At 37.2% G+C, this 25802-nt stretch carries 21 protein-coding genes; 3 read left to right on the top strand and 18 right to left on the bottom strand.

The features are described 5' to 3' along the window. Positions 1-16: 16 nt before the first annotated feature. The 18 genes from rfbC to galU all read right to left on the bottom strand — a co-directional run bounded on the left by rfbC (position 17) and on the right by galU (position 20388). Positions 17-562 carry a dTDP-4-dehydrorhamnose 3,5-epimerase gene (gene rfbC / locus AC0YOB_RS17500; RefSeq protein ID WP_475793872.1) on the bottom strand — a complete coding sequence of 182 codons (546 nt, stop codon included), beginning with the start codon at positions 560-562 and terminating at the stop codon, positions 17-19. A gap of 15 nt (positions 563-577) precedes the next feature. Then, a complete protein-coding gene (locus tag AC0YOB_RS17495; RefSeq protein WP_475793871.1) occupies positions 578-1321 on the bottom strand; it encodes a sugar phosphate nucleotidyltransferase in 744 nt (247 codons plus the stop codon). Positions 1322-1332: 11 nt separating this feature from the next. Further along, the gene (gene rffA / locus AC0YOB_RS17490) at positions 1333-2466 is read right to left on the bottom strand and encodes a dTDP-4-amino-4,6-dideoxygalactose transaminase (RefSeq protein WP_475793870.1); all 1134 of its coding nucleotides are present in this window, start codon (positions 2464-2466) and stop codon (positions 1333-1335) included. Next, entirely contained in the window at positions 2463-2831 is a 369-nt protein-coding gene (locus tag AC0YOB_RS17485) for an EamA family transporter (RefSeq protein WP_475793869.1), read from the bottom strand. Before AC0YOB_RS17485 ends, rffA begins: the two co-directional genes overlap by 4 nt. A gap of 112 nt (positions 2832-2943) precedes the next feature. Next, on the bottom strand, positions 2944-3618 hold the full coding sequence (locus AC0YOB_RS17480) for an N-acetyltransferase family protein (RefSeq protein WP_475793868.1): 675 nt from the start codon (positions 3616-3618) through the stop codon (positions 2944-2946). Positions 3619-3666: 48 nt separating this feature from the next. Continuing rightward, positions 3667-4614: a glycosyltransferase family 2 protein gene (locus AC0YOB_RS17475; protein ID WP_475793867.1), complete on the bottom strand. Its 948-nt coding sequence runs from the start codon at positions 4612-4614 to the stop codon at positions 3667-3669. A gap of 24 nt (positions 4615-4638) precedes the next feature. Continuing rightward, the gene (locus AC0YOB_RS17470) at positions 4639-5796 is read right to left on the bottom strand and encodes a hypothetical protein (RefSeq protein ID WP_475793866.1); all 1158 of its coding nucleotides are present in this window, start codon (positions 5794-5796) and stop codon (positions 4639-4641) included. A 26-nt stretch (positions 5797-5822) separates the two neighbouring features. Next, positions 5823-6746 (bottom strand): NAD-dependent epimerase/dehydratase family protein, encoded by a 924-nt coding sequence (locus tag AC0YOB_RS17465; RefSeq protein ID WP_475793865.1) that lies wholly within the window; start codon positions 6744-6746, stop codon positions 5823-5825. Positions 6747-6786: 40 nt separating this feature from the next. Beyond that, the gene (locus tag AC0YOB_RS17460) at positions 6787-8382 is read right to left on the bottom strand and encodes a hypothetical protein (protein WP_475793864.1); all 1596 of its coding nucleotides are present in this window, start codon (positions 8380-8382) and stop codon (positions 6787-6789) included. 94 nt (positions 8383-8476) lie between these two features. Next, entirely contained in the window at positions 8477-10831 is a 2355-nt protein-coding gene (locus tag AC0YOB_RS17455; RefSeq protein WP_475793863.1) for a glycosyltransferase, read from the bottom strand. 41 nt (positions 10832-10872) lie between these two features. Then, positions 10873-12183, bottom strand: coding sequence for a glycosyltransferase family 2 protein (locus AC0YOB_RS17450; protein ID WP_475793862.1), 1311 nt, complete (start codon positions 12181-12183; stop codon positions 10873-10875). A 43-nt stretch (positions 12184-12226) separates the two neighbouring features. Then, positions 12227-13396, bottom strand: coding sequence for a glycosyltransferase family 2 protein (locus AC0YOB_RS17445; protein WP_475793861.1), 1170 nt, complete (start codon positions 13394-13396; stop codon positions 12227-12229). A gap of 17 nt (positions 13397-13413) precedes the next feature. Beyond that, positions 13414-15723, bottom strand: coding sequence for a glycosyltransferase (locus AC0YOB_RS17440; RefSeq protein ID WP_475793860.1), 2310 nt, complete (start codon positions 15721-15723; stop codon positions 13414-13416). Positions 15724-15727: 4 nt separating this feature from the next. Next, positions 15728-16561, bottom strand: a complete 834-nt coding sequence (locus tag AC0YOB_RS17435) for a glycosyltransferase (RefSeq protein ID WP_475793859.1) — start codon at positions 16559-16561, stop codon at positions 15728-15730. A 12-nt stretch (positions 16562-16573) separates the two neighbouring features. Next, positions 16574-17326 (bottom strand): ABC transporter ATP-binding protein, encoded by a 753-nt coding sequence (locus AC0YOB_RS17430; RefSeq protein ID WP_475793858.1) that lies wholly within the window; start codon positions 17324-17326, stop codon positions 16574-16576. Between the two features lie 12 nt (positions 17327-17338). Beyond that, positions 17339-18115 carry an ABC transporter permease gene (locus tag AC0YOB_RS17425; RefSeq protein ID WP_475793857.1) on the bottom strand — a complete coding sequence of 259 codons (777 nt, stop codon included), beginning with the start codon at positions 18113-18115 and terminating at the stop codon, positions 17339-17341. Between the two features lie 16 nt (positions 18116-18131). Next, positions 18132-19457 (bottom strand): UDP-glucose dehydrogenase family protein, encoded by a 1326-nt coding sequence (locus tag AC0YOB_RS17420; protein ID WP_475793856.1) that lies wholly within the window; start codon positions 19455-19457, stop codon positions 18132-18134. A 34-nt stretch (positions 19458-19491) separates the two neighbouring features. Next, on the bottom strand, positions 19492-20388 hold the full coding sequence (galU, locus tag AC0YOB_RS17415) for a UTP--glucose-1-phosphate uridylyltransferase GalU (protein ID WP_475793855.1): 897 nt from the start codon (positions 20386-20388) through the stop codon (positions 19492-19494). 294 nt (positions 20389-20682) lie between these two features. Here galU and AC0YOB_RS17410 point away from each other — a divergent pair, with 294 nt between their 5' ends. From AC0YOB_RS17410 to AC0YOB_RS17400, 3 genes are all read left to right on the top strand, one after another. Continuing rightward, positions 20683-23133 carry an O-antigen ligase family protein gene (locus AC0YOB_RS17410; RefSeq protein WP_475793854.1) on the top strand — a complete coding sequence of 817 codons (2451 nt, stop codon included), beginning with the start codon at positions 20683-20685 and terminating at the stop codon, positions 23131-23133. A 146-nt stretch (positions 23134-23279) separates the two neighbouring features. Further along, the gene (locus AC0YOB_RS17405) at positions 23280-24863 is read left to right on the top strand and encodes an S-layer homology domain-containing protein (protein ID WP_475793853.1); all 1584 of its coding nucleotides are present in this window, start codon (positions 23280-23282) and stop codon (positions 24861-24863) included. 202 nt (positions 24864-25065) lie between these two features. Further along, entirely contained in the window at positions 25066-25677 is a 612-nt protein-coding gene (locus AC0YOB_RS17400) for a superoxide dismutase (protein WP_475793852.1), read from the top strand. The last annotated feature ends 125 nt before the right edge of the window (positions 25678-25802 follow it).

Below are 25802 nucleotides of genomic sequence, written 5' to 3'. Positions count from 1 at the left end.
TGAATATCCTCCAAAGCTAAAAATTCACTTCTGCATCCTTTAAGCAGGGATGTTTTTCGTCTTTATTGGACAGTATTGGATCTGTAACAGGCCAATCAATAGCAAGGCCCGGGTCATTCCATAATATTCCACGATCATGTTCTAATGAATAAAAGTCATCGACTTTATATAAAACTTCTGTATTGGGCTCCAGTGTACAAAAACCATGAGCAAAACCTTTCGGAACTAGAATTTGACGCTTATTACTTGCGCTTAGCACAACTCCTACCCATTGTCCAAAGGTATCAGAGCCCTTCCGAATATCCACAACAACATCATATATGGACCCAGCTATCACTCTGACTAACTTAGTTTGTGCTTTAGGATTCAGTTGATAATGCAGGCCTCTCAATAACCCCGTCTCCACTGATAACGAATGATTATCTTGAACAAATTGAATATGGATGTCATTTTCTTTAAATTTGTGTTCATTATAACTTTCCATAAAAAAACCGCGATGATCTACAATGACATTAGGTTCAATAAGCAAAACTTCATGAATATGGGTCGGTATAATTTTCATTGATACACCCACTGACTAGATTTTTATTTTTCCAAACTCTTCTCCAAACGAAATCCCCTCTGCGAGGTGGTTTGCCTTGGCTAACGATGCATGAGTTCCTGCATCGGTCCACCAACCTGGAAGGATATCATACGTGAGTTGATCCTTTGAAATATATGCATTGTTCACATCTGTTATTTCAAGTTCCCCGCGTCCTGAAGGCTTTAAAATCTTAATAATATCAAATACTTGCTTGTCGTACATATATATTCCGGTTACAGCAAAATTATTCTTAGGCTCTTTAGGTTTTTCTTCAATTGAAATGATTTTATCCCCTAAGAGCTCCGGTACTCCATAACGATTAGGATCATGAACTTCTTGTATAAGAATTTTGGCTCCGATACCCTGGACTTTAAAATTCTCGACATAGAAGCTTATACTATCAGAAAATACATTATCGCCTAAAATGACAACCATTTGATCATCATTCACAAACGGTTCCGCCAAGCCAAGTGCCTGGGCTATTCCTCCCGCCTCATCTTGGACTCTATATGTAAAGGACATATTAAAATCCTTACCACTACCACACAAATTAACAACATCGCCCATATGGTCTTTTCCTGTTACAATTAATACATCATTAATATTTGATTCTTTTAATTTTGCTATTGAATGAAAAATCATCGGATATTTACCAACAGGCAATAAGTGCTTATTAGTCACCTTTGTGAGAGGGAATAGTCGTGACCCAGTTCCTCCAGCGAGTATAATACCTTTCACAACTTCACCTCCTAATTATGTTCATAAAAGTTAATAATATTTTTGATGACATACTCGATATCCTCTAAAGCCAAACCATAATAAAGCGGCAAACGCACAAGGCGCTCGCTTTCAACACTTGTATATCTATCTTCTCCAGACATTCTTCCAAACATCCCACCGGCTTCCGAACTATGAAGCGGTATATAATGAAAGACTGAGTATATTTCATTTTTTTTCAAATATTCTATTAGTTTTGTTCTTTCTTGTATATTAGCTGTTTTGATATAAAACATGTGGGCATTGTGCTCGTAATTATCCGGTATAGTCGGCAAAGCAATACGACCACTTTTCATCAATTCTTGTAAACCCTTATAATATGTTATCCAACAATCTAGACGATAAGAATTTATTTCTTCGGCTTGTTCAAGTTGAGCATACAAAAATGCAGCGTTTATTTCACTGGGCAGATAGGATGAACCAAGATCAACCCATGAATATTTATCGATTTGGCCTCTAAAAAAACGTGAACGATTAGTCCCTTTTTCACGTATTATTTCCGCTCGATCAATAAATCGATCGTCATTAATGATTAATGCTCCACCTTCGCCACAATTATAATTCTTTGTTTCATGAAAACTGTAGCATCCAATATGACCAATAGTACCTAAATAGCGCCCCTTGTAAGTACTCATCATACCTTGAGCAGCATCTTCTACTACAAACAGATTATATTTCTCTGCTAAAGCCATAATCCTATCCATATCACAAGCAACACCTGCGTAATGAACCGGGACTATAGCCCTGGTTTTTTCAGTAATAGCTTGCTCAATTAATTCGGCATCCATATTCATGGTATCAGGGCTAACATCAATAAACACAATCTTCGCACCACGAAGAACAAAAGCGTTTGCTGTCGATACGAAGGTATATGATGGCATAATTACTTCATCGCCCTGTTCGATACCTAGCAAAATTGCAGCCATCTCTAGTGCATGAGTGCAAGATGTAGTCAACAATGCCTTTCGTGCAGAAAAATGAGACTCAAACCACTCATGGCATTTCTTTGTATATACACCATCACCCGACAACTTTCCTTTAGTAATCGCATCTTGTATATATACCGTTTCTTTACCTGTCACAGCAGGTATATTAAATGGAATCATGTCATCGACCTACTCGATATTATTATTCCGATCACCACAAAGGATAACCCAACAAGCTTATATGCGGTGACCGGTTCTTTGAATAAGAATATAGAAAAGATAAAAACAAGTACAAAGGATAAACTCATAAAAGGATAAGCAAAACTAATATTGAATTTAGTCATAGCCGCCATCCAAAAGATAGAAGCAACAAAAGCTGAGACAAACCCAGTAAGTATTAACGGGTCTAAGAGTACTTTAACTAAAAATAACAATTTCTCAGTCGTACCATCAGGTAGACTTCCGAATTTTGATATCCGCCATTTTAACATTAATTGCCCGTATACCGTAAAGATAATTGTTCCAAATATATATAGATATCCCATAATTTATCTTCCAGTTCAACTCCTCTGTATTTATCTATAAATGCCCTCTTCTCAACATAACACAATCACGCGAGTTGGTCGATTCGTAATTATTGGCGACAGAAGTATACTATTATAGTATGAGTGAAGAACTTCTATGGTAAATGTCGACTGGGTTACGAAAGGAAAATCCCAGTGTACTATAAACGTTTAGTATAGCTAAATTCGCAGCAGATATTGAACTTTCTAGGCTAGTGTAACCAGAATCATAAAGTGCTCCGCATGCCGCACTCCAGAAATACTTTGCCAGGCCCTTTCCCCTATATTTTTGTGATAATGCATGTAAGAGAATTTTATCATTTTTTGTTGCAAAAAATCCCGCTGTTTCTCCATCATATACTAGTAAATAAACTAAACCTTCACAATAAATATCCTCCAGCCAATTCACATATCGCTGATCTGCTTTAGTATCTTGAATAATAAAATCACGATGGAAACGATCGTAGGAGAAAGTGTCATAACACATCTCTAATATGCCACTTAGATCTGTACATTCATTTATAGAGATCAAAGAATTATAAACAGGTCTGAATGATTCTTTGTAACAAAATGGCTCGATCAAAGTGTCACAGTAATAAAAACCGTACTTATGCAATATCTCCTTTGATTCTGTAGGATTTATTTTAACTGTAAAATGACCATTTATATCTTGCAAAGAAGAAAAAAGTTCCTCTGATATTTTTTTTATCTCATAAGTTTTAAATCCAAAGGCACGCTCGTCCCATGGAGTCTCAATAATTTCGTACATTTGTTTAATCACTCCAATTAATCGCTATGTTATTTTAAAACTTATCATTTAGTAAGACTCATCTCGATCAACATCAAAAGAAGACTCTCTTATAGAATATTGTCTAAAATGGGACGCTTCCCCAATAATGCGGATCAAGTACTCTCCTACCACTCCGAATGAAATAAGAATAAGTCCTGAAAATACACTGATTAATGCGATTATACTTGCCCATCCCACCTCCTGGATCCAACCGAATAATTTTGCAAACACAACATAAACAGCAATAAGCAGTCCAATAATAGCAAAAATAAAACCATTAATACTTATAAATTGAAGAGGAATAGTAGAATAATTTACAAGTAAGTTTAAAGCAAGTTTATAGCTTTTCTTAAATGAATAATTTGAAATCCCATGTTTCCTTATATCATGTTGAACATTTAGATTTATTATATTTGTAGTATTACTTAAGATTAATGCGTCAATCATTGGATTGGGGCCTTTAGAAGCTATAATGGACTCAACTAATGATTTAGTCAGAATCCTGAAACTAGACATTGCTAAATCAGAGGGTTTTTTAAAGATAATTTCGTAGCACTTTCCTATCATATGGCTTCCAAGATTCCTATACTTTGCATGTTTTTTCTCTATCGGTCTACCAATTACGGCATCATAACCTTTTTCGATTTCTCTAAGAAGTCTAGGAATTTCTTCTGGGGGATTTTGCAAATCGTCATCCATAGTAAGAATATATTTACCAGATGCATGATTGAAACCGCACATAATTGCGTTATGCTGACCGAAGTTTCTCATTAATTGAATCACTTTAAATCGATGATCTTTATCATGAATTCTTTTCAAAACCTCATAACTTCCGTCTTTGCTATGATCATCAATCAAAATAACCTCAAACGTCAAAGCCTCTTTATCAAGAATTTCACTTAGTCTTTGATAAAGTTCCTCCAAACCATCCTTACTATTGTAGACCGGTATAATAATAGATAAAATAGTAATCATCGTATTCCCCCTTCATTACCCCAATTATCCAAATGCTTCTCCTGTAATAATTTTCAACGTATAATACAATCCAGAAATCACATGGAGCGACAATAGAACACTCACAACTGTAAAACGATAATGTTTCCCTTCATCTTGAATTTCGGAACTCCACTTAAAGAATTCGATAATTGAAAATATGAATAACATAGGTAAAATACTTTGCATGCCCCAAGAGAAATTAGCATCTGCAAATCTTTCACCACCCTCTGCAAGAAAGGCGTACTGTAATACCCCAAAAATTAGACCAAACCAAGAAACTAATAAAAAATTATTTTCCTTTACTTTTTTATACCGAAATAATAATACTCCTAATGGAAATCCTATAGTCAGTAACACGGATACAAGAGGATGAGGAGAGTATAGTTTCCAAACAACCAAATATTTCACCTGCACCGCTGCATCAGAATCATCACCGTACGAACTTAAATATTGTATAAGTAGAATTATCACTACAGGGATGAATAACCAAAGTGATTTCCAAAATTGTGAAAGTTTTAATTCAGAACGTTTAATCACAAAAAAAATAACAAGTGCTGGTAAGAAAACAAGAATGAAATTTGGCTTTATTAATACACTTAAACATAATAAAAACCCTACAAGAATAATATTACGCAACCTGTTATTTTGATTTTGTATAAGATCAATACACAACAAAAAGGCGAGCAATATAACAGGTTTTAACATGATAATCGTTGGATTATGCCATATATTCATAGTACCTTGCCCTAGATATATATATTTGCTGAACATCGGTAACCAGATTGCAGATATAAGAAAAAGTCCGGTTAAAATATAAAGCAAAGTTTTTTCAGAATGTAACTTACCAAGATAACGTCGGAGGATCTTAAGCATAATAAATTGACTAAATATAACCATGAATGCCAATAACAATGGAGCAACATCAATCATTTTCAAAAAAAGAATTTTTGAAAGTAGAAAAATTGTAATATGAAAAATGGGGTGAGGAATATTCACATCTCCTCGAATCCATTCCTCCGCTAATACAATATGAGTTGGTAAATCAGATGGATATTTAGTGATATCAACAGAGTGGGTTTGATTATAAAATATATAAAAAGAAACAAAGAAAAATAGTGAAAATAATATGATTCTTATAAATTTCATCTCGCCAGTATTCAAAACTTCCCCTACTTTTCACTATTAGATTATTTATGGAAATTTCCCCTATAATACTCATATGTTTCCTTCAAACCATCTTCAAGAGTGTAAATAGGTTTCCAATTAAGTTCTCTTAAGGCCTTATTATTTTCTAAGCAGCTATCCACAATTTCCCCTCCTCGAGCGGGAAGGTACGAAACTGAGAAAGGTTTTCCACATATATCACTCACTCGGTACAATAATTCTTTAATAGTTGTTTGTTTATTGGAACTCACATTGTATATATTCCGAAAACCTTTATTTAAAGCATATATATTAGCTCGAACAACATCTTTGACATATATAAAATCACGAGTTTGCTGGCCATTGCCGAATATGACAGGAGTTCGTCCATTCAATAAATTATCTATAAAAACGGATATGACTCCTCCTTCTCCTCTATAATCTTGTCTAGTGCCAAACACATTAGCATATCTAAGGATTGTATAGTCCAGGTCATATAGGTTAGCATAAACCTCTATGTAATGCTCAGGTGTATGTTTAGATATTCCATAATAAGATATTGGCTTTATTAAATGACTCTCGTCTATAGGCAAGTAAGATGGAACGCCGTAGACAGCAGCTGAAGAGGCATAGATAATCTTTCTAACGCCTGCTTTTATAGAAGCTTCTAAAACATTGATAGTCCCATTAATATTAATATTTGCATCTTTGATCGGATTCTTTATAGAATGTTGGATATCTATCTGTGCAGCATGATGAATTATTACCTCGGCAGATTCTTTAACAAAAAATTCCACTAATTGATGATCCAAAATATCCATAGTATATACTTTTGCTTTAGGATTAATATACTCAGAATTACCTGTTGAAAAATTATCAAAAATGACAACTTGATGCCCTAGCTCTATAAGCTGATCGACAATGTGAGAGGCTATAAATCCAGCACCGCCGGTCACAAGTACCTTCATTACATTCCCCTCCATATTCTTAAATTTAATCAAAACAGTATTATTTTAATGGAATATCAATCATTATTATATTGTCCTGTTGCATCAGCACAAATCTTTCAGCTGAAACCTTTTGAAAAGTATCACCATCATAAATATAACAGTAGAGACCTCCTTTTTTGACACTTTCTTTAAATAAATTAATATCAATACTACCATCATTTATAACTACTGCATTCTTATTTTCCATTTTTATATTGCTAACAATGTGTAAACTAGAAACATTAGTTGGAACCAAGCCGGATTTTTGCATACCTTCGGGTACCCACGGTGCTTTCAAAGTATATACAGCCCCTCCACCAAATAAATATTGAGGTGTAAGATAACTAGGTTGAGAAATGCTGACTACGACGGTAGACAATGGAGGTAAAACATTGAATTTCTGTTGGTTTAGTAAGAAACGGTTTATATAATTGGATATGCCTTCGATCGGTTTTAAAGTTAGCCGATTGTATTCTGCAAGTGACTGAAATGTGACACTAATTAAAAAAAGTGTCATAGCAATCAAAAACGCCTTTTTAAATATATCTTTATTAGTATACCCTTGTAAATCCGAAAAAATAAATCCTAATAGTACTATAATCCCTACCATAAATAATTCTCCAGGAATATATAAAAATCTGAACTCCAACCATCCTCCTAGCAAAGAAAACGGACCCATAAGAAAAAGAACAAATAATCCTAGCAAAGCTAAATTTAGAAGTTGAGAGGAAGTAACAATGAAAATCTTTCCTTCCTTCTTTCTAATTAAAAATAAAAGGAGAATTAATATAATCATAGAAAAAATCGCAATCAATATATTGCTAATAGGAAAAGAATAAGCAAAATCCTTGATCATCAACATATAACTTTTTAAAATGATAATAGGATCATAATTACGTTCATATGGTTGCGTTGCTGCGGTAGTTCCGAAAAAAATAAACAAAAATAGTCGATATGCGATATAGGGAGAAATCCACAGGAATGTCACTTTTAAGAAAAGATAAACACCCTGCTTAGGATTTTTTCGGCTAAAGAGGTTAGATTGTTTTATAAATATAACCAACAAATATAAAGGCAACATCAATAAGCCTTGTTCATTACTGAAATATGCAAGAGATGAAAAAATCACAAACAATATGCTATATCTTCTTTCACTCCTATTTAACATTGTCAGCAAATAATGGGCTGAAAGAAGCGCCATGAGTAGAGTAACTACTGGGTATCCCGCTAGAATCCATAACAAATTGTCTGAAAGAATCGGATTTCCTACAAAAAACAAAAAAATTACAGGAGCAAATATTTGATGTAGTGTATGACCCCATAGTCGATATACCAACCAAACTACCAACAAACCATTTAATACATGTAATAACCCAATAATTAGATGGGCAACAGCTAAAGGTATGGTATAGAGATAATGTGAAAAAAACACCCACAACAATCCACGGGCAATTCTTGGACTGCTAAGGTCAATGGATTCATGTATTGCGCTGAAATCATCCAACATATTAGGAGCTAATGTAATCCGTTGCAAAAAATATATGACAAATAAAAATACGAATGTGATAACAATCCAATATACAGCATTTTTAGATTTAATTTGTTCCTTGATCATAATTATTCACCCACTTCACTCTATTCCGAGCCGAATTTCTCCTTAATAACCTACAAGAATACATTAAAAATCTGTTTTGTTTATATACATCACATTATTTTCTAATAATTAAATCCCTTACTTTCCCTAAATATTTTCCTGCTGAGCCATCCATAAACTTACGATATTTCTCCAAAATCCTCCACGTTCTCATGTTATAAATTCGCTGAAGTTCTTGTATTGCAAAATCATTTGCCAATGGCTCATTTTGAAGATCTGGAAAGTTGGATTCTTTGGTAAGAAACATTTCCTGAAATTGAAGCCTTGAGCGCCATAGCTCATCTGCTTCTAGTTCCTTTTTCATATATTCTTGATAAATTGTACTGTAATCATCAATAAGTCTAGGTACCTTACTAAGGACTATTGATATATCTCTCCTCTTCTCTTCCCCTTTACCATTCTTCCATGCTCGAAACTCCCCTTCTATACGCTTCACCATCTGTTTTTTGGTAAAGCTCTGTTCAATTCTTTGCCTGCATACTTGATGAAGCTTCTGTTGTTCTTCATCGGTTAATTTCAACAAATAATAAAGAGCAGTAACGTATTGTTCCAATTCCTCTTTCGGAAAATCACGGCTATCCAAGTCTTTTGATTCGTCTTGGAGTAGTGGCAGAATTTTCCCTACTTCATGATTAATTAATTCTTTTTGACCACCTACATCGGAACTTACAACAGGTACACCCATCGATAGAGATTCATATGATGTTAAACTTAATCCTTCTTTAAGTGAACAGATTAACGTTACTGCACTGTCTTTATAATATATCCTTACATCTTTTTGGCGCCCTGCACAGTATATCGTATCTTCTAGTCCCTCTTTACGTATTGTCTCCTGAAGTTCTTCCAATTGTGGACCGTCACCAACAACGATAAAAGCAACTTGAGGCACCTTACTACGTAAAGCCTTGGCGATTTCCACCATTAGGAAAGGGCGCTTTTGGGGGTGAACTCTACATGGAAATAATACAATAGGTCTATTATCTTCTATCCCGAGACTTCGACGAGCTTGTCCAGGTCCGATATGTTGAGGATTATATTCTTCTTCATCAACCCCAATATACATTGTCTCAACGTCCTCGGGGACTTTATCAAAGGATTGGATCAGCACCTGCCTTAGATGCTCATTGCATACATACGTCTTTTCAATAATATCTCCTGCCGCTCCAGATGTCCTCGCATATCCCCCTGCCCGCCAATACCATTCTTCCATATGAACATAATCAATAATCGTCAGACTCGGATATTCTTTCCGTAACCAAGGTATTAAGTAATATCCATAATAACTATTCGATACTAATAGTACATCAATATTCCGGGACTTTATAAAATAATGAATAAAGGCTGCCCAATGATCGACATCCAAAAACGTTGTAAGATCAAAAAGATCCGTTATATGCTCTTCAAAGCGTTGCCGCCATGTCGATTCCGCAGGACTCGTAGTAATGACAGACATTTCGAACTCTTCTTTATTGATTCGAGAAATAATATCCAAATTAAATAAATCTGCCCCTCCCATAACCATGTGAGGGAGCAACAGCAACACTTTTGTCTTTTCCTTGCTCGAAACAGGACTGTAGTCCCATTCCCATGTAAACGGCTTTGAGAAACTTGACTGAACTTTAGAGTGAGGATATTCAATTGCTTCCAAGCTTTCATCTACATGAACCGCTGCTTGGGAAATGAGATTCTTCGAACGCTTCCGGGCATTGTCGTTAGAACTGACATAACCACGTACCCCCTGTGTGGTACGCCGATACCAAAAACCGTACCATCCCATATGCACGGGTCGCTTCCGCAGTCCAAGAAGTTTCAGCCAAAGATGCCAATCCTCGTCATAATGCCCTTCTGTTTCGGTGTACAGTCCTACTTCAAGTAGATCCTTCTTCCGTATTCCTGCTGTACAAGTTAGAAAGTTCTCTGTTTTCATTTGTTTCACGTTAAAAGGTTTTTTCCATAGATATTCTTGTTCGAAAAACCCTACACTATCCGTGTAACTCCAACTAGCATCAGGATTTGTGAATAATGACCAGTAAATACATTCACAATACGTAGAATCTAAAAGATCGTCAGCATCCAATGGAATAATAATTTCTGTTTGTGATTGAGTGATACCATAATTTCGGGCAGCAGCAGGCCCACCATTTAATTTATGATATACATTTATCCTTTTGTCTAATTTCTTTACCTCAGAAAGTAATTTAATATCAACCTCACTCGTGCTACCATCATCTACAATTATCCACTCAAAATAGGGAAACGTTTGATTCAATACACTATTAACAGTTTCGATAAAATATTTTCCAGAATTGTAGAACGGAGTGATAATGCTAATCAATGGATCTCCGTTAAAGTCGCGTTTTGGGTTTACGATTTCTCTCCCTGGTGTTTTCATGTAATTTAGTTCAATCAATCTTATTAACCTCCTGTAAAATTAAGCGAGTTATTATATTTTCACTTTCGTTTTCTATGATATTTTATCCAACCACCTAAGGAGGTAATATCTATAAAACGATCATTTAATTCAACGTATTGTTGTTGTAGAGCTTTAAGATTATTTTGTAATATCGAATTATTTTCTTGGAGCTCTATTACTTCTATTTTGTTTTTGTTATATTGTTGCTCTAGCCAGCTTTTCCCTTGTTCCAACTCCATCACATAACTTTTGGCCTTCTTCATCTCTTCTTCTAGAAGCTTTGCATGATTCTTTAAGCCTTCAACCTCTGTTTGATAATTACTAAGTTGTTGCTCCAGCCAATTTTTCCCTTTTTCAATTTCCAGTATATATGTTCGAAAGTTGAGTACGATATCTTTAAGTTCAAGGAATTGGTCATATTGCTTATTCGATAGTTTATCAATTAATCCTTGCTGCCATAATTCGGTTGAGATTATTTGAGATTCAGAAACCATCTTGAAATACCATTGCATATTCTGCAAAATGTTAAGAAGTTCCTGTTTGGATAGATTGTTCACTTGCACAAGTTTATTCGTAACATACTCCAATGTGCTTCTAATAATATGTTCGTATAAGTAAGGCTTTCTATAATGAATGCATAAATTTCTTGCATATTTATAAGCTTCATTTAAACCATTAAAATAGTTGTATGTTAATACATTGGAGATAGATTCATCCCAAACTCTATAGTTACAGATTATATAATTATAAAAAGAAATTTTCTGTGCTGCCAAGCAGCTGTGAACATAAAAAACTAAATCTTGCGCCACTATTTTTTCAGGAAAAGAAATATTATTTTCCTTTATAAAGGAGCTTCTAAATATTTTAGTCCATATTGTTGGTGATAACTCTAATATTTCTGGGTGATGATCAATATTCTCAACAATTAAATCATTTTCTTCCTTAAGCCATTTTCCCAGCATGCTTGAATTAACATATCGATATCTTCCAACGACTAAATCTGACTGGTCTCTTTCAATTGCATTAAACAACAATTGACATGCATTTTCTTCATAATAGTCATCTGGATCCAAGAACATGATGTAGTTTCCTGTGGCTCGTTCGATTCCTACGTTTCTCGGTTTTCCTGATGCTCCGCTTCTCTCTGTTAAATGAACTGAAATACAATTGGAGTATCTATTAGAATACTCATTCATTATTTCACCACTGTCATCTGTGGAACAATCATTCACCATCACTACTTCTATATCCTCAAAGCTTAGACTTTGGCGTTCTATAGAAGTTAATGCTTCCCTTATATAAATCCCCACATTATAAACGGGAATAATAATGCTTATTTTGTAATTCATTGGTACTCACCTCCAATTCAATATGGATAAGCTCAAATTCAAATTATTTCTTGGTTAATTGTTCTTCTAACCAAATCTTCGCCTGCTCAAGATCATGTGTCCACTGCTTTAAATCATTAATTATATCTTGTTGCTTTGTGACCTCTTCTTGATAATTTCTCAGCTGTTGCTCTAACCAATTTCTTGAGTTTTCTAATTCACCACACCAATTCCTTAATTCTTTCCAGTCTTTTCTTAAAGTATATTCATATCTCAGCTCTTGTTTAAATATATATTCATCCTGAGTCATATCTTTAAAATTTGTTGACTCAATACCTAATACCTCCATTGCCAATTGGAGCTGTTTCCCATCTAATTGATTAATGTACGATTTAAATGCAGAATACGCTCTTGTTAATTCAATCGGATCTTTAATCAATAACAATGATTTATTAATAGGATTTAAGTGGAGAATATAGAATTCCCACATTCCTTCCCAGGATTTTTCTTTACAGAATTCATGAATCAGACGATTTCCTTCGACCCGATCAATAATTGATTTAGAGTTATGTCGCTGAGTTGTTGATTTATTGTTAAAATCAAGTCTTTCCGTACGAAGATAAACAACTTCATCAATTAATTTTATATTTTTCGCGAAATAAAAAGTAAAAAAGGAAAATGGGACATCCTCACCAATAATTTTCGGGAATAATATATTATGGTTAACTAATAAGGAAGTTAAATATAATTTACCGGTTGCAATCACATGCTCAGCACAATATGATAAATCTTCTTTAAAATTCCAACTTAGATCTTTCCTGAACCATTTTTCATAATAATCGACAGGCTCTATTTTCCCATTTTCTCGTAACCATACAGATTTCCCAGTAACTATTTCACATTTTTGTTCTTCAGCTGTAGTATATAGTTTCATACAGGCGTTCGGATCAAAGGCATCGTCTGAATCCAAAAAAGTTATATATTTACCTTTAGAGTATCTAATGCCAAAATTACGCGCTTCGCCTCCCCCCCCGTTTGCTTTATGATATAAATGAATATTATTATGAGTTCTGGTATATTTTTCAGCGATAAGAGCACTACGATCCGTTGAACCATCATTAACAATGATGATTTCAATATCCTTAAGTGTCTGGTTAACTAATGAATCCAAGCACATCTCTAGATAATTTTCAACGTTATACACAGGTACCACTATGCTTACTTTAGGAATCATAACTCAACCCCCTCCCATTAGCGAATTGCCATCCTCACCTTACGAAATAACCGTCCAAGTGCAGTTGCCTTAAATCTCGCAATAATCTGCTGCATGAAATAACGATTACTCATTCTTCTGAAATCTTTCAAAATAGCAATTGGTGATTTCTCAAAATTAATAATAGCTTTAATATACTCCAATAAAAGAACCGCTCTGTTGCTATGGATCGAATAAACTTCAAATTCTGAATATAAAGCCATATAATCTTCAACTAAATTAGGAAACAACTCTATAGCAGTGCTAATAGCTAATCTTTTTTCCTGTCCCCTACCTGCCTTCCAGGAACGAAGCTCACTTTCAAGGCGCTCGATCATTTGCTTTTTTGAAAATCCTTGCTGAATTCGTTGTCGGCATGCTATATGAAGCTTAATTTGCTCATCTTTTGTCAGATTCAAAAAATAATAAAGGGACAGCACATACTGTTCCAGTTCCTCTTCAGCAAAATTACGGTTATCGAGATCATTCGTTTCATCCTGGTAGAGGGGGAGAATTCGACCCACCTCATCATTTATTAGTTCCTTTTGTCCACCAACGTCAGAACTTACCACAGGTACCCCCATCGAGAGAGATTCATATGAGGTCAAACTGAGCCCTTCTTTGAGTGAGCAAATTAAAGTCACCGCACTGTCTCTGTAATACGCTCTAACATCTCTTTGTCTACCGACACAATAGACGGTTCGTTCCAACCCTTCTTTTCTTATCATCTCCTGTAATTCTTCCAATTGCGGGCCATCCCCTACAACTACGAAAGCTACTTTAGGAATTCTATCTCGTAATGCCTTTGCAATCTTTAACATCATAAATGGACGTTTCTGAGGGTGAACCCGACAAGGGAATAATACAATTGGACGTTCTTCTTCAATTTTTAAACTTTTCCTAATTTGACCGTTTTCTATAAGGTCCGGGTTAAACTCATCTTCATCTACTCCGATATACAAGGTTTCAACATCGTTAGGTTGTTTACCAAACGATTCAATTAATACCTGCCGCAAATGCTCATTGCATACATAGGTTTTTTCAAGGATATCTCCAGCAGCTCCCGAGGTTCTTGCATAGCCTCCGGCGCGCCAATACCATTCTTCCATATGAACATAATCAATAATGATCAATTTAGGGAACTCTTTACGCAACCAAGGTACCAAGTAATATCCGAAGTAGCTGTTTGAAACAAAAAGAATGTCTATACTCCGAGAATGTATAAAATAATGAATAAATGCAGACCACTGATCGATATCCAGAAAAGTAGTAAGATCAAAAAGATCTACCACCTGTTCTTCAAATCGTTGTCGCCATGTCGAGTCTGTTGGATTTGTGGTAATTATAGACATTTCAAATTCATTTTTGTTAATTCGAGATACGACGTCCAAATTAAATAAGTCTGCTCCTCCCATTTCCATATGAGGAAGAAGGAGAAGTACTTTTGTTTTATTGTCACCCAATATTGAATTTCGGTTCCAATCCCATTTATAAGGTTTCGAGAAATTAGCTGCTAATTTAAAACGAGGATATTCGACTGCCCTTAGTTTTTTATCGACTTGTTTCGCGGTTTTATCAATAATTTGATGTGATCGTTTCTGAGCCTCCTTATTTTGGCTCAGATATCCCCTTACACCTCCAGTAGTGCGCCGATACCAAAAACCATACCAATCCATATGAACAGGATATTTTCTGCTTGCCAAGAGCTTAAGCCATAACAACCAATCTTCATCATAATAATCCTCTGACTCTGTGTAGAGTCCCAATTCGATCATATCCTTCTTGCGAATACCAGCTGTACACACAAGTAAGTTCTCGGTTTTCATTTGATTTGCAATAAAGGGTTTTTTCCATAAGTATTCTTGTTCAAAAAAACCAACACTATTCGTATAACTCCAACTTGCATCTGGATTAGTGTACAATGACCAGTAAATACATTCACAAAAAGTCGGCTCAATAAGATCATCGGCATCCAAAGGAATAATGATTTCTGTTTGCGATTGAAGAATGCCATAATTTCTTGCCGCGGCAGGGCCGCCATTTACCTTGTGATAGACAACTATGCGCGAATCTAATTGTTCCACTTGCGCTAATATTTCCAGGTCGTTTTCCTTTGTACTACCATCATTGACAATGATCCACTCAAAATAAGGAAACGTTTGATTTAGCACACAGTTTGCGGTTTCCATAAAAAATTGTCCCGCATTATAGAACGGAGTAATAAAGCTCACTAAAGGACTTCCCTCGTTTACCAAGTTACGTTCCAGTCGTGCGATTCCGGGAGTTTTTGTAAAATCAAATTCGCGCATGTTCTCACCTCACTTTCAATACCCTTTTGATTAATCTCTTTAAATGATTCACATAGGAATAACCATATATCAGTGTCCCAAAATAAAAAGGAATTTCTCTGCGAAACCCTTTCAATAAATACTCATTACGAATTTTTTTGTCAAACAACAGATGATCCTTCAATTGAGTATTGCTGTATGTGACTTCTTGGTTGATCTGAATTCTTTTATGATAATAGGCTAACGGTTCCGGTATGACATAGATTTTGTTGTGCAGAGCAAACCTCAGATTAAATTCCCAGTCCCCTAAGACAGGTAAATCTTCCCGATATCCCCCGCACTTCCTTAGTGCTTCCTTCTTATACATAAATGCATTTGTTGTAAATAAATTGCGCCTCGCAAGCTTGACTAGTGTAACATTGCTGAACTTGGGGTTGAATGGCTGAGCTTCTCTTTGCTGCACAGCGCCATCTTCCATAGATTCATAGATGAGAGTACTCTGAGTAGCAACTGAATCTACTTGCTGAGTCTGCAGTATTGAAATACATTTTAGAAGGAATGAATTATCCCACGTATCATCATCATCTAATAAAGTTATATAGGCACCAGTGCTGTTCGTAATCCCAGCGTTTGTTGCCACCTCCATGAAACTCGATTGATTTAAATGAACCACTTTAATTTTATCATTTAATAGAGCTATATATCGTCTGATTGCGGCTTCCAATTCTTCCAGACTTCCTCCATTATTAACAATAATGATTTCCCAATCTGTGAAAGTCTGATTTACAACAGATTGGATGGCACGCTCGAGCAGCAAGTTCCTATCCTTTGTTCGAACAATGATTGATACTGTACACAAGATTATCCCTCTTTATATTGATTCGTATTTGTCCATTACATTTGCCGTGTCATCAATTAGTACAACCTTGCCCTTTTCAAGTAAAAGAGCCCTATTACAAATTCTCTTCACTTCAGAAGTGGAATGTGAAACAAATATCACTGTTGTTCCCTTATCGATCAGGGACATGATGTGCGCCTCGCTTTTTTCTCTAAATTTATAATCTCCAACTGATAAAACTTCATCGACAATTAAAATATCCGGATCTACAACCGTAGCTATAGCAAACCCAAGTCGTGATAGCATACCAGAGGAGTAATTTTTCAACGGAACATCAATAAACTCATCTAATTCGGCAAAGTCTATTATCTCTTGTATACGTTCATTCATGAATCTTTTCGAATGGCCGAGTATAGCACCATTAAGAAAGATATTTTCCCTACCCGTCAAATTCAAGTTAAAGCCAGCTCCAAGTTCGATCAATGGAACCATGCTGCCATTGACCTGGACTGTGCCTCGTGTCGGCTTCAGCACTCCTGCAATTACTTTTAGAAGTGTACTTTTACCAGCACCATTCAATCCGACCAACCCAAAAACTTCCCCTTTTTTCACTTGAAACGAGACATCCGTCAATGCATGAAACTCTTGAAACAGCAATTGACCTTTTACCAGCTTGAGTACATATTCTTTAAGACTATCTACTTTTTCCTGACTTAAGTTAAAGAGCATGGAGACATTATTCACTTCAATAGCAATATCACTGGCAGTATTGGACTCGGGCTGCATGGGTACCTCCAATTAAACATATAAAATAAATTGTTCTTGTCTTTTACGAAATACAAGAAGACCAATAATTAAACTGACAATTCCTATAGACAAGCATATTAAATGCTGTTCCAAGGTGGGAAATCTACCATTAATGATGACATCACGGAACATGGATAATGTCCAATAAATCGGATTCAACTCCACAAGAAACTTCAGATTATCCGGTACAATGCTGACCGGGTAAAACAGTGGGGTAAAGTACATCCATGCGGTCAATAGCACTTCATACAAATGCTGTAAATCTCTGAAGAAGACGGTATACGCGGCAAGAATGAAACTTATGCCGACGGCAAACAAAAAAGTATATATGAGTGGAAAAGGAAGCATGAGCAAAGCTGCGCTTATCTTTACTCCTCCGCTGAAAATGGCAACAATCACAAGCGCAATCAAAGAGAAGGCGGTATTCACAAAAGAAAAACAACATTTTGCCAGAGGAAATATATATTTAGGAACATATACTTTCTTAATTAGAGCCTCATTTCCCACAATAGATTGCATGGCCAAGGCTGTTGCTTGAGAATACAAATCCCAAATAATACGCCCAGTTAAAACATAAACTGCGAAATGGGGAATATCGCTTTTGAATAATGCGGAAAAGATAAGGGTAAAAACAATCATCATCAATAAGGGATTTAAAATACTCCAGATTACTCCGAGAATGGAACGACGGTATTTAATCTTAATATCGTTTGCCACCAGCTGATACAATAAAAAGCGGTACTTTTTAAAATTTTCTAAATATCTCATGGAATCGATATGCTCCTTATAAGCCCTGCTTGGCAATTATATCGGGTCTTCCTATTGAAAAATAATTAAAGCCTACTTGTTGAAGCTGGTCTACTGGCAGACAATTGCGCCCGTCAAATATAACCGGTTCTCTGAGCAATTGTTTTACTTCGAGCAGATCCATCTGTTTAAATTGATTCCATTCCGTCACGATCATGATGAAATCGGCATCTTTAATGGCTTCTTGATACGATGCTGTATAAGCAATATTAAAATCAGGATACTGGTTCTGAAAATTACTCATTGCAGCTGGATCATAAACGCGAATTTCACATTCCTGCTGAAGCAGCTTTTGAATAATTTTTATTGAAGCTGCATCCCTAATATCACTCGTATTAGGTTTATAGGCTAAACCCAATATTGCCGCCCGCTTGCCACGTAGTTCCTTACCATAATACAATGACGCCTTGTCAATAAGCTTATTCTGCTGCTTATTATTGACTGAAATCACACTCTGCAACAAATCAAATTCATGATCAACATTTCCAGCAATCTGAACAAGGGCTTTTGTATCCTTTGGAAAACAAGATCCTCCATAACCAATCCCAGCTTGCAGAAATTTGGGCCCTATTCTGGAATCCATCCCCATCCCCGATGCAACACTTTCAATATTAGCGCCAACCTTTTCACAAATATTAGCGATTTCATTAATAAAACTAATTTTTGTGCTCAAAAATGCATTCGAGGCATATTTTATCATCTCTGCACTTCTTATATCCGTATGCATAATTGGAATTTTCATTGGTTCATACATTTGTTCCACAACATTCGCCGAACGCTTATTTTCGGATCCGATAATTGTTCTTTCACTATTAAAAGTATCTTGTATCGCAGTACCTTCCCGAAGAAACTCAGGAGCAGAAACAACATCAAATTCACAAGCCGACAATAGATGGTCGGCGATTATTTTTCGGATTGACTCATTCGTACCCACTGGAACAGTACTTTTCGTGACGATAACCGTATATTCAGAGATGTTATGAGCAATTTTAATCGCTGCATCTTCGACATACTGGAGATCTGCTTGCCCCGATTCTAAGGAAGGAGTACCTACCGCGATGATAATAACATTTTGATCTTCGAGTCCTGTATGAAAATCCGTTGTAAATCGCAGGCGCCTGGAGGCAAGGTTTTTAACTAGCAGCTCTTCAAGTCCCTCTTCATATATAGTTGGTTCTCCTTTTTGCAACTTATTGATTTTAAATTCATCAATATCGATGCATGTGACATCATGACCAACCTCAGCAAAACAAACCCCGCTAATAAGACCTACATAACCGGTACCTACGACAGCTATCCTCATGATCTTCCTCCCTTCCATTATGTTTTACAGCGCTCTAGGAATTCATTACATTGAGATTAATTTTATTTTTTTGAACCAGAGCACTCATATATTGAATTAATTCAGTTCGAAGATCTTCTCTTCGCAATGCAAATTCAAGCGTTGTTTGGATGAATCCCATCTTCTCACCAACATCATATCTGATTCCTTCAAAATGATAGGCAAATACTTGCTCCTCAAGGTTTAGATTCCTGATTGCATCAGTCAGTTGAATTTCACCGCAAGCTCCAGCTTGTTGGACAGACAGCACTTCAAATATTTTTGGAGTCAGAATATACCGTCCCATAATTGCTAAGTTGGATGGAGCATTCTCGGGGGTAGGTTTCTCTACCAATGAACGAACATTGAACAACCGATTACCCATGCCATTCGCATCGACGATGCCGTACCGTGATACCTCACCATCTGCAACCGGTTGGACAGCAATTATGGATGTTTGGTGCTTCTCATAAAGATTAATCATTTGTTTAAGGCAGGGAACTTCCGCCTGCACAATATCGTCCCCTAATAAAACAGCAAAAGGCTCATTACCAATAAATTTCCTTGCACACCAAATGGCATGACCCAAACCATTAGGTTCCTTTTGTCTTATATAATGAATATCGGCCATCCTGGAAGACTTTTGAACCTCATCCAGTAATGCTAATTTCCCTTTGTCTTTCAGATTTTTCTCAAGTTCAAAACTATTATCAAAATGATCTTCAATAGCACGTTTTCCTTTTCCAGTGACAATGATTATATCTTCAATGCCGGAAGAGACCGCTTCTTCAACTATGTACTGAATAGTTGGTTTGTCAACGATCGGAAGCATCTCCTTCGGCATAGCTTTGGTAGCAGGTAAAAACCGAGTACCAAGACCTGCTGCAGGGATAATCGCTTTTCGTATTTTCATTATGTCGTATTATCCTCCATAATTTTGTTAAATTTCTACATGCTATCTTACCAAACATTCATCAGAATTGTAATAAGCATACACTAACCAAAAGCAACAGCTTATGGAATATAATTTCACTATCTAAATCAGTTAGAAATCTATTAATATAGACTTCAATAAAACAAAAAAGTTCTTATACATATGAATTATTCCATTCATTTACTGCCTCATGTAGATTTACATAATGCGATTTGCTAAAATAAAATCTGCATTAGCTAAGAATCCAGCATGTCAATACAAAGGAGCAGCACAATGGAAAAGAAAGGTTCGTCAAGATCAAACAAAAATCTTAACTCCAACATTTCACTACTTCAATGGGCAATACTTGCCGGCACATGTTTATTTTTCTTCATCTTTCCCTTTCAAGTGGCCTTATTTAACGGATTTGCGTTCGATTTTGAAGCGGCTCTACTCGAATCCATGTTGTATGCATTCATACTCTTATTGATCGTTGGCATCCGTTTCTTTCAAACCTGGAAAATAATTGACTACAGATCCATTTTGTCAGTTCTTGTGCTCCTCCTTCCTCTTATGTATATATTGTCTTCAATAAATGCCGTCTCCTCGCATAATGCCAAAACGATGATTCAGCTTGAATTTATGGTTGCAGCTTTTTTTATCGTCGGTCTGTATGTGGCTGAGAATAAATTACACCGCAAGTTTATTGAACTATCCATTCAATTGTCCGGTTATGCCATTGTTATATTTGGATTCATGAACCTGTTTGGACAGGCTTATTTCAATAATGCTCTTTGGTTGGCCGACACGAACTATCGATTGACATCTGTCTTCCAATACTCCAACTCGTACGCAGCACTTCTTACAGCCTTATTCCTGGGAGCATTGTTCTCCGCCATTCATGTCAAGCAATGGTACTGGCGGGCCTTGCACAGCTTTATGCTGGTCCCCATCTGGATCTCTCTGATGCTTACATATTCACGGGCAGCGCTTGTATTCATCCCAATACTGGTCCTCATTATTCTGCCCTTCCTAAAAATAAGCAAACAATTATCTTATTTAATATACATGTTTCTTGCTGTTGTTTCATCTTTCGCCATTTTGAGTAAGTTAACAGTAGCTGCGGATAAAATCTCCAAAATCACGGACCCAGTCTCCCAGTCGGGTAAAACAATATCTCTTTGGAGTTCCGTTCCTCTGACTGGATGGGGTCTGCTTCTAGGTGCATCCATTGTTGTCACATTATTAATTTCCCTCCTTCATGGCAAACTTTCAAAATGGCTAAATATCCGAACAACGAGAATCCAAGCATCCAAATGGTCTTTCATTGCAGTTCCTATTCTTTTTATAGTAGTGGGAGCACTAGCGGCTATTCTAATCTTTTCTAGCAGTAGTGTAAGGGGCCTTCTGCCCCAAAGTATTGCGGATCGTATAGAAAGCATCAACCTTGAACAACACAGCGTTCTAGAACGCGAAACCTTCTATAGGGATGCATTTAAAGTATCAGCAGATTATCCTTTGATCGGTGCAGGTGGCGGCGCTTGGTCGGTACTATATGAGAAGTACCAAAGCAACCCTTATACCAGCAATCAGGCGCACAGCTACTATTTGCAGACACTGATCGAGATCGGTTGGATCGGAATTATTATATTAATTGGCTTTATTGTTCTGGTCTACTATTTATTCATTAGGGAGTACATTAGAAATCCGGAATTACGAGGCAGCCAATTTTTGTTTTTCATTATCTCCATCTCACTGCTGGCCCATAGTGCTCTGGATTTCGATATGAGTTATGGTTATCTATCGATTCTCGTCTTTCTCTCATTAGGTGCTATGCTTGCCCCTTTCCACAAGACGCTGATAATTCCGGCTATGGAGGCGTACAGAAATATCAAGTGGCGAATGGTATACCCAGCAGCCTTATCGTTCCTGGCCGTATTTCTCTTCATTTGGGTATACAGGGCATACGATGCCAATCTCAGCTATCGTCAAGCTTTGGATCTCGCTATCGTGCAGAAAAAACCGCTAAATGAGCTGCTGCCGTCTATTGACCATGCCATCAACGTGTCCCCTGACCATCCTGATTACACTTTAAGAAAATTGGACTGGATGGATCAAGCATTTAATTCTACTCACGATGTACAATACAGACAAGAATATAAAAGATTACTTGACCAACTGAAACCTTTTGCTCCTTATAATCGTCCATTACTTTTGGATGAGTACCGCTACTACAAAGCCGAGAACGATTATAGCCATGTATTACCTGTCCTGGACGAGGCGGTTTCTAAATTCCCTTGGGATATGAATTTTTACGAGGCAGCTATTATGGAATATTTTCTTGCCGGCCAGAATGAGGGAGAAACGGATTCCAAAGGACCTGACTCCAAGTGGAATAACTCTCTGGAGCTGTATAAAGAAGTGCTCGCCAAGGAGGAACAACTCAAGTTATTACCAGCAGGACAGCTTCAAGGAAGAGAATTTAATGTCACTCCTATTATGAGACAGGCAATTGGACAAATTTTATACCGCAACAAAAGCTACGAAGATGCGTATAACCTTTTGAAGCAAGACATTACTGGCGATTTGAGCAATGAAAGTGTCCGAATTAATGTTAGATATTACCTCGCTGCTCTTGATGCAGTGGGACAAAAAGATGTAGATTTATTGAATAAATTAATCGGATCCGACCCAAGTGAGAAAACATTGCTGCAACAGCTTATTGACAGCAATAAAATATCTTGATATCCTTTTCCAGTATTTCTCTAACATTATTATACTATTTCCCAAAATTGTTTCTATCTTTCCTGATGGTGATGATATATAATAGTTTCTCGATGGGTTTAAAAACAGATTTACGATTCTTTAATGAAAGGAGGTGAAAACTAAAAATGAAAAAGATTTTTGCAAGCAAAATTTCAGGACTTATCGCTTCATTGATGATTATGTCGATGCTTGTTCCAATTCTTGCTTTTGCTGCTAGCTCGAATGGCTATAAAGATGTAGTATATTCGAGTGGTAATGGAACTGTAACGGGTTCTGTTTATGTAACCGACGATGTGTATACAGCCTTTAATGGAGAAGACGTCGCAATCTATGTTTATGATGATCAGGCAACTACAGCTTATGATGTAGTTTATGGTACTTATAAATCAGATGGCACTTACGGTTTCTCGATTGATGTCTCTAGTGCAACGTACTCTACATACTTCCCGTTGCGTCTTGAGTACTTCACTCCAGGTAGCTCAAAACCAGTTACTGAGTGGGTGTACGACAATAATTCCGGTGGTGGTGGTTTCCCAGGTGGATTCTTCCCCGGCGCAGGTATTATTGACAACAACGGCAATGTAGATGGAACGCAATTGACTAATCTCTTTGCAACCGATAAGAACCCTACTATTACATCAACTTCCGATGTAGTAACAATTCCTGCTGATGCATTGATCAAAGGTGAAACTCTTACGATCAAATTGGAAGATGGTTCATCCATCACCCTTCCGATCGCTGCTCTGAAACTGGAAGACCTGGCTAAATCCCTCGGGGTTGAGCTGAGCGCTCTGAAAATCAAAGTAGAAATTAAGAAGCTTACTGGCGACGCTGCTAAAGCGGTAACTGATGCTGTATACGGAATTGATGCGAAACCACTGGCTGCGCCAGTTGATTTCAAAATCACTGCTGTAGGTGGCGGTAAGGAGCAACAAATCAACGACCTGGGTGTTTACTTCAAACGTACACTTCCAGTTAGTGGAGTTGTTGATTCTAATAAGGTAACTGGTGTAGTGTACAACCCGGATACGAAAGAGCTGAGCTTCGTCCCAGCTACATTCGCAACTGAGGGAGACAACACACTTGCTACTTTGCTCCGCAACAGCACAAGTATCTACACTGTCATCCAACTGGATAACGTATCCTTCGCGGATCTCGCTAACCACTGGGCGAAAGAAGATATTGAAACTCTTGCTGCGAAGTTGGTTGTAGAAGGTACGGGCGCTAACAAGTTCGAACCAAAACGCAACATTACTCGCGCTGAGTTTGCGGCTCTGATCGTTCGTTCACTCGGTCTTGATGCTACTGGAACCACATCTAAATTCTCGGACGTAAGTTCGAGCCAATGGTACGCTGGCGTTGTAGCTACGGCTGCAGAAGCTGGTATCGTACAAGGTGATGACAAAGGTAAATTCAACCCGAACGCTAACATCACCCGTAAAGAGCTGTCGGCCATGGTCGTTCGCGCCCTTGGTTATGCTGGTAAGGAAGTAACGCTTACTGATGCGGAAGCATCTGCTGCGTTGGCTGCCTTCACTGATGCAAGCAGTCTCGGCTGGGCAAAAGCTGAAGTCGCTGCAGCAGTTAAATCCGGTATTGTTCTTGGCCAAACTACTACGAAAGTGGTAGGTGACGCTAGCGCAAGCCGTGCTGAAGCTGCTACAATGGTAATTCGTTTGCTCGGTAACGCTGGTTTTATCAACAACTAATCCAGTGACTTAAAAACGATCCTTCGGGGTCGTTTTTTTGTTATCCGGAATGTATAGATATTTCATTATTGATCATCCTATAGTTGATGCAAATATATCCATGAATACAGACTTTCTAAACATTTTTGTTGATTTATTATTAGAGAAGATGGATAATGGGTAATGGATAGAGACATTACATATAATAGGAGGTTTTTTGAACATGGCACATCAACTACCAGCTTTACCGTATCCGAACAACGCACTGGAGCCCCACATTGATGAAACAACGATGATGATCCACCACGACCGTCATCATAATGCTTATGTAACGAATTTGAATGCTGCTCTGGAGTCCGCTCCTGATCTGCAAAGCAAATCGGTCGAAGACCTTATTGCTGATCTTAACAGTGTACCTGAAGCCATCCGCACTGCCGTTCGCAACAATGGCGGCGGACATGCTAACCACTCCCTCTTCTGGGAAACCATTGGACCAAACGCTGGCGGCGCTCCAAGCGGAGCACTTGCCGATGCGATCGCAAGCGAGCTTGGCGGATTCGATAAATTCAAAGAGGATTTTGCTAAAGCAGCTACAACCCGTTTCGGAAGCGGCTGGGCCTGGCTTGCAGCTGACAAAGCTGGCAAATTGAAAGTGTACAGCCTGCCTAACCAAGATAGCCCAATCATGGAAGGCGATACGCCGCTCCTTGGCCTTGATGTTTGGGAGCATGCTTACTATCTGAACTACCAAAACAAACGCCCTGATTATATCGCAGCGTTCTGGAATGTTGTGAACTGGTCGGAAGTTGGCAAACGTTACGAATCTGCGAAATAAGCTTTGGAACAGTTAAAAACAGGACGAAGGCAAACCTGCCTTCGTCCTGTTTTTTTATGCTTTTCAAGCTTAGCTGCTCTGTAGTCTGATTGTAATTCCTTCTCACCGAATAGGCGATTGCCGCA

The sequence above is a fragment of the Paenibacillus sp. JT31N17 genome (assembly GCF_056269255.1).
The sequence above is the reverse complement of the archived record's forward strand: the minus strand, read 5'-3'. Positions and strand labels throughout refer to the sequence as shown.

What these genes read in the sequence shown, in the direction of transcription:
- rfbC (WP_475793872.1), bottom strand. Translation starts at nt 562, where the DNA reads ATGAAAATTATACCGACCCATATTCATGAAGTTTTGCTTATTGAACCT.
- rffA (WP_475793870.1), bottom strand. Translation starts at nt 2,466, where the DNA reads ATGATTCCATTTAATATACCTGCTGTGACAGGTAAAGAAACGGTATAT.
- AC0YOB_RS17485 (WP_475793869.1), bottom strand. Translation starts at nt 2,831, where the DNA reads ATGGGATATCTATATATATTTGGAACAATTATCTTTACGGTATACGGG.
- AC0YOB_RS17480 (WP_475793868.1), bottom strand. Translation starts at nt 3,618, where the DNA reads ATGTACGAAATTATTGAGACTCCATGGGACGAGCGTGCCTTTGGATTT.
- AC0YOB_RS17475 (WP_475793867.1), bottom strand. Translation starts at nt 4,614, where the DNA reads ATGATTACTATTTTATCTATTATTATACCGGTCTACAATAGTAAGGAT.
- AC0YOB_RS17465 (WP_475793865.1), bottom strand. Translation starts at nt 6,746, where the DNA reads ATGAAGGTACTTGTGACCGGCGGTGCTGGATTTATAGCCTCTCACATT.
- AC0YOB_RS17460 (WP_475793864.1), bottom strand. Translation starts at nt 8,382, where the DNA reads ATGATCAAGGAACAAATTAAATCTAAAAATGCTGTATATTGGATTGTT.
- AC0YOB_RS17450 (WP_475793862.1), bottom strand. Translation starts at nt 12,183, where the DNA reads ATGAATTACAAAATAAGCATTATTATTCCCGTTTATAATGTGGGGATT.
- AC0YOB_RS17445 (WP_475793861.1), bottom strand. Translation starts at nt 13,396, where the DNA reads ATGATTCCTAAAGTAAGCATAGTGGTACCTGTGTATAACGTTGAAAAT.
- AC0YOB_RS17440 (WP_475793860.1), bottom strand. Translation starts at nt 15,723, where the DNA reads ATGCGCGAATTTGATTTTACAAAAACTCCCGGAATCGCACGACTGGAA.
- AC0YOB_RS17430 (WP_475793858.1), bottom strand. Translation starts at nt 17,326, where the DNA reads ATGCAGCCCGAGTCCAATACTGCCAGTGATATTGCTATTGAAGTGAAT.
- AC0YOB_RS17425 (WP_475793857.1), bottom strand. Translation starts at nt 18,115, where the DNA reads ATGAGATATTTAGAAAATTTTAAAAAGTACCGCTTTTTATTGTATCAG.
- AC0YOB_RS17420 (WP_475793856.1), bottom strand. Translation starts at nt 19,457, where the DNA reads ATGAGGATAGCTGTCGTAGGTACCGGTTATGTAGGTCTTATTAGCGGG.
- galU (WP_475793855.1), bottom strand. Translation starts at nt 20,388, where the DNA reads ATGAAAATACGAAAAGCGATTATCCCTGCAGCAGGTCTTGGTACTCGG.
- AC0YOB_RS17410 (WP_475793854.1), top strand. Translation starts at nt 20,683, where the DNA reads ATGGAAAAGAAAGGTTCGTCAAGATCAAACAAAAATCTTAACTCCAAC.
- AC0YOB_RS17405 (WP_475793853.1), top strand. Translation starts at nt 23,280, where the DNA reads ATGAAAAAGATTTTTGCAAGCAAAATTTCAGGACTTATCGCTTCATTG.
- AC0YOB_RS17400 (WP_475793852.1), top strand. Translation starts at nt 25,066, where the DNA reads ATGGCACATCAACTACCAGCTTTACCGTATCCGAACAACGCACTGGAG.